We start from the raw sequence: 10,382 nt of genomic DNA, 5'->3' as shown, positions 1-10,382 counted from the left end.
GTAATACCGAAGTGTTTATACGCATGCTGCGTGGCCATACGACCACGCGGGGTGCGCTGAATAAAACCCTGCTGGATCAGAAACGGCTCCAGCACATCTTCAATGGTTTCGCGCTCTTCGCCGATAGCCGCCGCCAGGTTATCCAGACCCACCGGACCACCGGCAAATTTATCAATAATCGCCAGCAGCAGCTTGCGGTCCATATAGTCAAAACCCTGGGTATCGACATTCAGCATATCCAGCGCTTTCGCGGCCACATCGCCACTTAACTCACCATTGGCGCGCACTTCAGAGAAGTCACGCACCCGGCGCAGCAGACGGTTGGCGATACGCGGCGTACCGCGCGCACGCCGCGCAATCTCCAGCGCGCCTTCTTCGCTCAGCCCCAGCCCAAGACAGGCGGCACTGCGTCCAACGATATGCTGCAGATCTTCTACGCGGTAGAACTCCAGACGCTGCACAATACCAAAACGGTCACGCAGCGGCGAGGTTAACGAGCCGGCGCGGGTGGTGGCGCCAATCAGGGTAAATGGCGGAAGATCGAGCTTAATCGAGCGCGCCGCCGGTCCTTCGCCAATCATAATATCCAGCTGGTAATCTTCCATCGCCGGATAGAGCACTTCCTCTACTACCGGTGACAGCCGGTGGATCTCATCGATAAACAGTACGTCATGGGGTTCGAGATTAGTCAGCATCGCCGCCAAATCCCCGGCCTTCTCCAGCACCGGACCGGAGGTGGTGCGCAGATTAACCCCCATCTCGTTGGCGACAATATTTGCCAGCGTGGTTTTCCCTAATCCCGGCGGGCCAAAGATCAGCAGATGATCGAGTGCTTCACCACGCATCTTCGCCGCTTCGATAAAGATCTCCATCTGCTCGCGCACCGGCTGCTGGCCAACATACTCCGCCAGCAGTTTCGGGCGAATGGCGCGGTCGATCACCTCTTCTTCAGAGATGATACCCGGCGATATAAGGCGATCGGCTTCAATCATGCTTTACCTCAAATGGCTGCGCGCAGGGCTTCACGGATCAGGGTTTCGCAATCCGCACCGGCACGGCCCACTTTGCTGATCATCCGGCTGGCTTCCTGAGGTTTATAACCGAGGGCCACCAGCGCGGAAACCGCCTCACCTTCGGCATCGTTCTCTGCCGGTGCCGGGCTCTCACTGGTCAGTGCAAAGGTGGAATCCGTGGCAAACAGATCGCCATGCATCCCTTTAAAGCGGTCTTTCATCTCCACCACCAGACGCTCAGCGGTTTTCTTACCGACGCCCGGCAGTTTTACCAGCGCCGCAATCTCTTCACGTTCCACGGCGGTCACAAACTGCTGCGCCGACATGCCGGAGAGGATCGCCAGCGCCAGTTTTGGCCCGACGCCGTTGACTTTAATCAGTTCGCGAAACAGGGCGCGCTCCTGCTTGCTGTTAAAACCAAACAGCAGCTGCGCATCTTCACGCACCACAAACTGGGTGAAGATAATGGCTTCGTGATTCAGTTCAGGCAGCTCATAAAAACAGGTCATTGGCATATGCACTTCATAACCCACGCCGTTGGCTTCAATTAATACCTGCGGCGGCTGTTTCTCAAGAATAATGCCTCTCAGACGACCTATCACGTTAGCTTCCTTTGGATAAATGAGGGAGTGTGCTGTTTATAACATAAAAAAGGCTGGATGAATATCCAGCCTGTTAAGGGCGCAGACGTCCGCGCGTCAGCTGCAGTCGGGTCTCGCTGAGCCGGTTGGCGTTCTGAGTGACATGACAATGGGTAATGGCAATCGCCAGCGCATCGGCGGCATCGGACTGCGGATTCGCCCCCAGTTTCAGCAAGGTACGCACCATATGCTGTACCTGGCTCTTCTCGGCGCTGCCGATCCCCACTACCGTCTGTTTCACCTGACGCGCGGCGTACTCAAATACCGGTAACTCATTATTGACCGCCGCGACAATCGCCGCACCGCGCGCCTGCCCCAGCTTGAGCGCCGAATCGGCATTTTTCGCCATAAACACCTGTTCGATGGCAAAAAACTCCGGCTGAAACTGGGTGATAATTTCGCTGACGCCAGCGTAGATCAGCTTCAGACGCGTCGGCAGATCGGGCACGCCGGTGCGAATACAGCCACTGCCGAGGTAGGTGAGCTGCCGCCCGACCTGACGGATCACACCGTAGCCGGTAACGCGTGAGCCAGGGTCAATACCCAAAATAATTGCCATCACGCGTCTCCGGTGGTGTTCAGTAGCCTGCAGAGTAACGCCATTACAGCGTTGCCGCCACCTCATCGGAAATATCACCGTTGTGGTAAACTTCCTGCACGTCGTCACAATCTTCCAGCATATCAATCAGACGCAGCAGTTTTGGTGCGGTTTCTACATCCATATCGGCTTTGGTCGACGGGATCATCGATACTTCTGCCGATTCCGCCTTCAGACCGGCCGCTTCCAGCGCCGCTCTTACCGCACCCAGCGATTCCCAGGCGGTAAACACATCAATCGCGCCGTCGTCATAAGTCACGATATCATCAGCCCCGGCTTCCAGCGCCGCATCCATTACCTGGTCTTCATCCAGACCCGGAGCAAAGGAGATCACGCCTTTTTTGGTAAACAGGTAAGCGACGGAGCCATCAGTACCGAGGTTGCCGCCGGTTTTGCTAAATGCATGACGCACTTCAGACACGGTACGGTTACGGTTATCACTCAGGCATTCCACCATTACCGCGGTGCCGCCAGGGCCGTAGCCTTCGTAAATGATGGTTTCCATGTTGCTGTCGTCGTCGCCGCCAACACCACGGGCAACCGCGCGGTTCATGGTGTCACGCGTCATATTGTTTGACAGTGCTTTATCCATCGCCGCACGCAGGCGCGGGTTAGAATCCGGATCGCCACCGCCAAGTTTCGCCGCCGTCACCAGCTCACGAATGATTTTGGTGAAGATTTTACCGCGTCGGGAATCCTGTGCCGCTTTGCGGTGCTTGGTATTGGCCCATTTACTATGCCCTGCCATAGAATTTCTCTCCAAATGATATATCGCCCGGACTCTGCTGCTGGCGGTGAGTAACCTCACCGTGCCCATATCGCCCGGCCTTCAATGCAAAAAATAAAAAAACAAAAGTTAAACCACAAATTCTTCTATCGCCTGGCGATTACTCCAGGACTTGGTCAGCTGCGCGGCGTCCGCGGCGTCCAGCCATTGCCAGGCCAGATGCTCGCTGAGAACCACTTCGCGTTCCGTCGGCAGCGCGAGGGTAAACCAGTGTTCGTGGTTATGGGTAACCCCTGGCGCATAGCGATGACGAAAGTGACTGAAGATTTCGAATTCTATCTGACGCTGGCAGTCAACTACTGTGAGCTGCTCTGCGTTGATATCAATTGCTACCTCTTCCAGCACTTCGCGGCAGGCCGTTTCTGCCGGCGTTTCTCCGGGTTCGACACTGCCGGTGACCGACTGCCAGAACTCAGGGTCGTCGCGACGCTGCAACATCAGCACCCGCAGGGTGTCGCGGGCGAAGATCACCACTAACACCGAGACGGGCTGCTTATAGACCATATTATTCGTTCTCAGAACTCTGAGGCTTTTCCTTCTTCACCACCTGAATCGCCAGCTCGGCCAGTGAAGCCGGATTAGCGAAGCTCGGCGCATCGGTCATCAGACAGGCTGCGGCAGTGGTTTTCGGGAAGGCAATCACATCACGAATATTGTCAGTGCCGGTTAGCAGCATCACCAGACGATCCAGACCAAAGGCCAGACCCGCATGTGGCGGCGTGCCGTACTTCAGCGCGTCCAGCAGGAAGCCAAACTTCTCACGCTGTTCCACTTCGGTAATGCCGAGGATGCCGAATACCGTCTGCTGCATCTGGCCGTTATGGATACGCACGGAACCACCGCCCACTTCATAACCGTTAATCACCATATCGTACGCATTGGCGATAGCGGTTTCCGGCAGCGCTTGCAGCTGTTCCGGCGTCATATCTTTTGGCGCGGTGAACGGATGGTGCATAGCGGTCAGCCCGCCTTCGCCATCCTCTTCGAACATCGGGAAGTCCACCACCCACAACGGCGCCCATACGGCATCGTTGGTAATACTCAGATCGCGCCCCAGTTTCAGGCGCAGCGCGCCGAGCGCATCCGCCACCACTTTGGCACTGTCGGCGCCGAAGAAAATCATATCGCCATCAGCCGCACCGGTACGCGCCAGAATCGCCTCGACAATATCGCCATTGAGGAATTTCGCTACCGGGCTCTGAATCCCTTCCAGCCCTTTCGCACGCTCGTTGACTTTGATATACGCCAGGCCTTTTGCGCCGTAAATTTCGATAAACTTGCCGTACTCATCAATCTGCTTACGGCTCAGTGTCGCGCCGCCGGGTACGCGCAGTGCCGCAACGCGGCCTTTAGCATTATTCGCCGGGCCGGAGAACACTTTGAATTCGACGTCTTTCAGCAGGTCGGCAACGTCCACCAGTTCCATCGGGTTACGCAGATCGGGTTTGTCCGAGCCGTAACGACGCATCGCTTCGCCAAAGGTCATGATCGGGAAGTCGCCGAGATCGACAGCTTTCACTTCCTGCCACAGTTCACGCACCAGACGCTCCATCACTTCACGCACCTGTGGCGCGGTCATAAAGGAGGTTTCGACGTCGATTTGGGTAAATTCAGGCTGGCGATCCGCGCGCAGATCTTCGTCGCGGAAGCACTTAACGATCTGATAGTAGCGGTCGAAACCGGACATCATCAGCAACTGCTTAAACAACTGTGGTGACTGCGGCAGCGCATAAAATTTGCCTTTATGCACCCGGCTCGGCACCAGATAGTCGCGCGCGCCTTCCGGCGTGGCTTTGGTCAGCATCGGCGTTTCAATATCAAGGAAGCCATGGCTGTCCATAAAGCGGCGCACAAAGCTGGTGATTTTCGCGCGGGCTTTCAGGCGGTTAGCCATTTCCGGGCGACGCAGATCGAGGTAGCGATATTTCAGACGCGCTTCTTCAGTGTTGGTCTGATTGGAGTCCAGCGGCAGTGGCTCAGAACGGTTAATAATGACCAGATCGGTAGCGAACACTTCAATCGCGCCGGTGGCCATATCGCTGTTTTTGTTCTTATCATCACGCGCACGCACATTGCCCGTGACCTGAATGCAGAATTCGTTACGCAGTTCGGAAGCCAGATTAAAAACGTCCTGACGGTCCGGATCAAAGAACACCTGGACGATGCCTTCACGGTCGCGCATATCAATAAAGATCAGGCTGCCCAGATCGCGGCGACGATTAACCCAACCGCACAGTGTCACTTGCTGGCCTACGTGAGACAGATTGATCTGTCCGCAATATTCAGTACGCATAACGATATCCTTTTAACTTCATCGCTGCTGCACGCGCAGCATTTTAGGTCGTCTTTTGTTGTTACCCATCAGGCAATCAAATCCCAATCGCCGGAGGTGGTGAGCAGACGCTGCCCTGAAAAAGGCAGGCATTATAATGTAAAATCGGCAGGGCGATAAGTGCTGAGCGGTATAACCGCCGCAGATCGCCATGATTCATCCCTACTGCAGGCCGGTTTATCACAAAAAGTAACAAAATTCGCTGCTTTACGACACCTTTCCAGTCGCCCGTTGTAACAGTTTGTCGTTACTCTCTCCCCTTTACCCGCCACTTTGGAGTCGATAATGAAGTTGAACACCACTACCACCGCGCTGGTTTTGATCGATCTGCAGCAGGGTATCCTGCCTTTTGCCGGTGGCCCGCATAGCGCGGATCAGGTTGTCAGCCGCGCCGCCGCGCTGGCGGAAAAGTTTCGGGCGTTAAATGCGCCGGTTATACTGGTACGTGTCGGCTGGTCAACAGACTTTGCCGAAGCGCTGAAACAGCCGGTCGATGCCGCCAATCCCGGCGGCGCTCTGCCGGATAACTGGTGGGAGTGGCCAGAGGCGCTCGGCGTGCAGGCTGGCGATATCCAAGTGACCAAACGCCAGTGGGGCGCATTTTATGGCACCGATCTGGAGCTGCAGTTGCGCCGCCGCGGTATTGATACCATCGTGCTGGCCGGCATCTCCACCAATATTGGCGTTGAATCCACGGCGCGCAACGCCTGGGAGCTGGGCTTTAATCTGGTGATTGCCGAGGATGTTTGCAGCGCAGGCAGCAGCGAACAGCACCAGGGCAGTATAAACTGGATTTTCCCGCGCATTGCGCAGGTTCGTCAGTGCGCTGAGATTATTGCTGCGCTATAAGCTATTGGGCGCCATAAATGGCGCCCCTACGGCGGTTTCCGGCATTATCCTGTAGGGGCGGCATTTATGCCGCCCGGCCATTAATTTGCACCATCACAATGACGGCATTTATGCCGCCCGTGTTAAGTGGAAGGAAGGGATTAAAGGAAGGGATTAAGAGAATAATGCACCCGCTCTGGCTGGGATTACCACAATGGCAGCATCCGCAATGGAAAAAACTGGGGATGACCACCCTGGCGGATTACGCACGCTATTTTAACTGTGTTGAAGGCAACACCACTCTGTACGCCTTGCCCAGGCCGGAAATTGTGCAGCGCTGGCACGATATGACCAGCGATGATTTTCGCTTCTGCTTTAAGTTCCCCGCCACCATCAGCCACCAGGCCGCTCTGCGTCAGTGCGATGATCTGACGGAACAATTTTTCCGCACCCTCGATCCGCTGGCGCGCCGCATTGGCCAGTACTGGCTGCAGTTGCCCTCCGCATTTGGTCCCGATGAGCTTCCGGCGTTGTGGGCGTTTCTCGATAAACTACCGCGCGCCTTTCAGTACGGCGTGGAAGTGCGCCATCCGCTATTTTTTGCCAAAGGCGAAGCGGAGCAGGCACTGAATCGCGGACTGCATCAGCGCGGCGTTAATCGGGTGATTTTGGACAGTCGCCCGGTACATGCCGCCACCTCGCGCCTGCCCGCGGTGCTGGAAGCGCAACGCAAAAAACCCAAACTGCCCGCGCATGCGGTGATGACCGCTAACCAACCGCTGGTACGTTTTATCGGCGGCGACGATCCGGCGGCTAACCTGCCGTTTTTTACCGACTGGCTGCGGAAGCTGCCCGTGTGGTGCCAGCAGGGCCAGCCATGGCTATTTATCCATACTCCCGATATTGGCGATGCGATGAACTTAATCCAGTATCTCTGGCCACATCTGCAACAGGCGTTACCCGCCATGGGTCCGGCCCCTGACTGGCCGCAGCAGGCGCATCTGTTCTGATGCCGCTGCGAAGTAAAGGGTCAGCGACGACAGCGATCTTTTTCCCGGCTATGATAAGCGCAGCAACAATCTTTCCACGATGGAGTTCAGCATGGTTAGCGCGCTTTATGTCGTGCTTGGGGCACTGTTTTTAATCAAATTTTCCATTGAGGTGATCCGCCTGCGGCGTCAGTATCGCGTCGCCCATGGCGATGGCGGTTTCTCCGGGTTGCAGATTGCCATTCGCATTCATGGCAATGCGATGGAAAATATTCCGATCGCCCTGTTATTGCTGATAATGATGGAGATGAATGGCGCCGATATCTGGATGCTGCATCTCTGCGGCCTGCTGTTCTTTGCTGGCCGCGCCATGCACAGCCGGGGAATGCATCACGGCATCATCTACTGGCGACGCAATGGGATGTTGCTGACCGGTCTCTCCGTGTCCGGCATGGTGATCTTTAATCTGCTGTTTATGCCATGGGACCTGATCCTGACGCTGCATTAATCGCCGCCGCTGGCAAACCAGGTGCAGCCCGCGCTGCTTTCTGCCAAAATAGCGCCCTTCCCGTTGTTCACCGGATTTACCGTTATGTCTAACCGCGATACGCTTTTCTCCGCGCCCATCTCAAAACTGGGCGACTGGACCTTTGATGAGCGCGTAGCTGAAGTTTTCCCTGATATGATTCAGCGCTCGGTGCCAGGCTACTCCAATATCATTTCTATGATTGGCATGCTGGCGGAACGTTTTGTGCAACCCGACAGCCGGGTTTACGATCTTGGCTGTTCGCTGGGCGCCGCCACGCTGTCGGTGCGCCGGAATATTCAGGTTGCCGGTTGCCAGATTATTGCCGTCGATAACTCACCGGCGATGGTTGAGCGCTGCCGTCGTCATATCGATGCCTTCCGTGCCGATACGCCAGTTGAAGTGATTGAAGCGGATATCCGCACGATCAATATCGAAAACGCGTCAATGGTGGTGCTGAACTTCACTCTGCAATTCCTTGCGCCGGAAGAGCGCCAGCAACTGCTGAATACTATTTATCAGGGGCTAAGACCTGGCGGCGCGCTGGTGCTCTCCGAAAAATTCAGTTTTGCCGATCGGCAGGTGGGCGAGCTGCTGTTTAATATGCATCACGACTTTAAGCGCGCCAATGGTTACAGCGAGCTGGAAATCAGCCAGAAACGCAGCATGCTGGAAAACGTGATGCTGACCGACAGCGTGGAAACCCATAAGCAGCGTCTGCACACGGCCGGTTTTGAGCATGCAGAGCTCTGGTTCCAGTGTTTTAACTTTGGCTCCCTGATTGCCGTAAAAGCGAGTGTGGCATGATCGACTTTGGTAATTTCTATCAGTTAATTGCTAAAGGCCCGCTGGCGCCCTGGCTGGAAACCCTGCCGGCGCAAATTGCCCGCTGGCAACGCGACAATCTGCACGGCAGCTTTAAAAACTGGTTGCGGGCGGTGGAGTATTTACCGCTGCTGGAGCCGCAACGGCTTGATCTGTTGCACAGCGTCAGTGCGGACAGCGCGGATCTGAGCGAGCGTCAGCGTCTTGGTATCAACAATTTACTGCGCAACTTAATGCCATGGCGTAAAGGTCCTTATACGCTGTACGGCACGGAAATCGACACCGAATGGCGTTCCGACTGGAAATGGCAACGCGTATTGCCGCATATCTTGCCGCTGGCCGGTCGCACGGTGCTGGATGTCGGTTGCGGCAGCGGTTACCACATGTGGCGCATGATCGGTGCCGGTGCGCAACTGGTGGTGGGTATCGATCCGATGCAGCTGTTTCTCTGCCAGTTCGAAGCGGTACGCAAACTGCTGGGTAACGATCAACGTGCTCATCTGTTGCCGCTGGGTATCGAGCAGTTGCCGGAATTAAACGCCTTCGACACCGTATTTTCCATGGGAGTGCTCTATCATCGCCGCTCACCGCTCGATCATCTGTTTCAGCTGAAAAATCAGCTGGTCAGTGGTGGTGAGCTGGTGCTGGAAACCCTGGTGATTGAAGGGGATGACCAGGCGGTGCTGGTGCCGGGCGAACGCTATGCGCAGATGCGTAACGTTTACTTTATCCCGTCTACTGGCGCATTAAAAAACTGGCTGGAGAAGTGTGGTTTTGCCGATGTGCGCATCGTTGACTACTCGGTTACCAGTACTGATGAGCAGCGCAGAACCGACTGGATGACCAGTGAGTCGCTGGCGGAATTTCTCGATCCGGCGGATGCCAGCAAAACCGTGGAAGGTTATCCCGCGCCGCTACGTGCAGTGCTGGTGGCCAGAAAACCATAGCGCCATTAATCTTACGGCAGATGCAGTAAGGGCGGCATTTAGGTACAAACCGGTCACATGGGTAACACTTTAGACCGGGCACATGGGTAACAGTTATAACTGGCATAGCGGAGGAGACTCACTATGCCCTGGACTGAGACTGTTATCATGCAACGCCTCGAATTCATCCGTGCCTGCCATGCAGGCACTCATTCTTTTGCTTCCCTTTGCCGCCAGTTCGGCATCAGCCGTAAAACCGGATACAAGTGGCTTAACCGTTTTCAGCACGATGACCCCCTGTCTCTGGCTGACCGTTCCCGTGCACGTCTTACGCAGCCGCACCGCATCCCACCCGATGTCGCCCGGCAGCTCATCGACCTCAGGCTCACTCATCAGGACTGGGGGGCCAGTAAAATCCGTCAGTGGCTCCTGAACCACAACGTAAACTTTGATGTCCCGGCCGGCAGCACTGTCGGTGACCTCCTCAAACGCGAAGGCTTAATACCTGACCGTAAAAAGCGCAGACGCACACCGGGCAACGTGCAGAAGCTGACCGATATCCGTCACGTTAATCAGGTCTGGAGCGCTGACTTCAAGGGCCGCTTCCGGCTACTGGACCGCAGCTACTGCCGTCCCTTTACCCTGACCGACAACCACAGCCGCTACCTGCTGGCATGCGAGGCTGGCCAGGCGGAAAGTACGGTGTTCGTTCGCGCCTGTCTGGAAAAGGTCTTCAGGGAGTGCGGGCTGCCGGAAGTACTGCGTACGGATAACGGGGCGCCTTTCGCCGGTTCAGGCATCGCCGGACTGAGCCAGCTCAGCGTGTGGCTGATAAAGCTGGGTATCCTGCCGGAGCGCATCAGGAAAGGTCACCCGGAGCAGAACGGACGGCATGAGCGGATGCACCGTTCGCTGAA

Annotated in this window: 12 protein-coding genes; 6 read left to right on the top strand and 6 right to left on the bottom strand. The window is 56.0% G+C overall.

Annotated elements, in window-relative coordinates; genetic code table 11:
* The 6 genes from ruvB to aspS form a co-directional block, all read right to left on the bottom strand.
* Positions 1 to 992: Holliday junction branch migration DNA helicase RuvB (gene ruvB / locus JWF83_RS24210; RefSeq protein ID WP_413653059.1), on the bottom strand; the 992-nt coding region annotated here is incomplete at its 3' end.
* An 8-nt stretch (positions 993 to 1,000) separates the two neighbouring features.
* A complete protein-coding gene (ruvA, locus tag JWF83_RS24205) occupies positions 1,001 to 1,615 on the bottom strand; it encodes a Holliday junction branch migration protein RuvA (protein WP_413653058.1) in 615 nt (204 codons plus the stop codon).
* A gap of 73 nt (positions 1,616 to 1,688) precedes the next feature.
* Complete coding sequence (gene ruvC, locus JWF83_RS24200; protein ID WP_413653057.1) at positions 1,689 to 2,213, bottom strand: crossover junction endodeoxyribonuclease RuvC; 525 nt, start codon at positions 2,211 to 2,213, stop codon at positions 1,689 to 1,691.
* A 43-nt stretch (positions 2,214 to 2,256) separates the two neighbouring features.
* Positions 2,257 to 3,000 carry a YebC/PmpR family DNA-binding transcriptional regulator gene (locus JWF83_RS24195; protein ID WP_413653056.1) on the bottom strand — a complete coding sequence of 248 codons (744 nt, stop codon included), beginning with the start codon at positions 2,998 to 3,000 and terminating at the stop codon, positions 2,257 to 2,259.
* A gap of 108 nt (positions 3,001 to 3,108) precedes the next feature.
* Positions 3,109 to 3,543, bottom strand: a complete 435-nt coding sequence (gene nudB / locus JWF83_RS24190; RefSeq protein ID WP_413653055.1) for a dihydroneopterin triphosphate diphosphatase — start codon at positions 3,541 to 3,543, stop codon at positions 3,109 to 3,111.
* A 1-nt stretch (position 3,544) separates the two neighbouring features.
* A complete protein-coding gene (gene aspS / locus JWF83_RS24185) occupies positions 3,545 to 5,332 on the bottom strand; it encodes an aspartate--tRNA ligase (RefSeq protein WP_413653054.1) in 1,788 nt (595 codons plus the stop codon).
* Positions 5,333 to 5,653: 321 nt separating this feature from the next.
* On the opposite strand from aspS, the gene JWF83_RS24180 reads away from it, so the two are divergent.
* The 6 genes from JWF83_RS24180 to JWF83_RS24155 all read left to right on the top strand — a co-directional run.
* Complete coding sequence (locus tag JWF83_RS24180; RefSeq protein WP_413653534.1) at positions 5,654 to 6,220, top strand: hydrolase; 567 nt, start codon at positions 5,654 to 5,656, stop codon at positions 6,218 to 6,220.
* A 164-nt stretch (positions 6,221 to 6,384) separates the two neighbouring features.
* Positions 6,385 to 7,209, top strand: a complete 825-nt coding sequence (locus tag JWF83_RS24175; protein ID WP_413653053.1) for a DUF72 domain-containing protein — start codon at positions 6,385 to 6,387, stop codon at positions 7,207 to 7,209.
* A gap of 91 nt (positions 7,210 to 7,300) precedes the next feature.
* Positions 7,301 to 7,696 (top strand): MAPEG family protein, encoded by a 396-nt coding sequence (locus tag JWF83_RS24170; RefSeq protein WP_413653052.1) that lies wholly within the window; start codon positions 7,301 to 7,303, stop codon positions 7,694 to 7,696.
* An 84-nt stretch (positions 7,697 to 7,780) separates the two neighbouring features.
* Complete coding sequence (gene cmoA, locus JWF83_RS24165; protein WP_413653051.1) at positions 7,781 to 8,521, top strand: carboxy-S-adenosyl-L-methionine synthase CmoA; 741 nt, start codon at positions 7,781 to 7,783, stop codon at positions 8,519 to 8,521.
* Positions 8,518 to 9,486: a tRNA 5-methoxyuridine(34)/uridine 5-oxyacetic acid(34) synthase CmoB gene (cmoB, locus tag JWF83_RS24160; protein ID WP_413653050.1), complete on the top strand. Its 969-nt coding sequence runs from the start codon at positions 8,518 to 8,520 to the stop codon at positions 9,484 to 9,486. Before cmoA ends, cmoB begins: the two co-directional genes overlap by 4 nt.
* A 123-nt stretch (positions 9,487 to 9,609) precedes the next feature.
* Positions 9,610 to 10,382: DDE-type integrase/transposase/recombinase (locus tag JWF83_RS24155; protein WP_413647923.1), on the top strand; the 773-nt coding region annotated here is incomplete at its 3' end.

Source organism: Pantoea sp. B65 (genome assembly GCF_047308185.1).
Lineage (GTDB): Bacteria > Pseudomonadota > Gammaproteobacteria > Enterobacterales > Enterobacteriaceae > Erwinia.
Note: the sequence above shows the minus strand (reverse complement) of the source record. Positions and strands in the feature narration are given on the sequence as shown.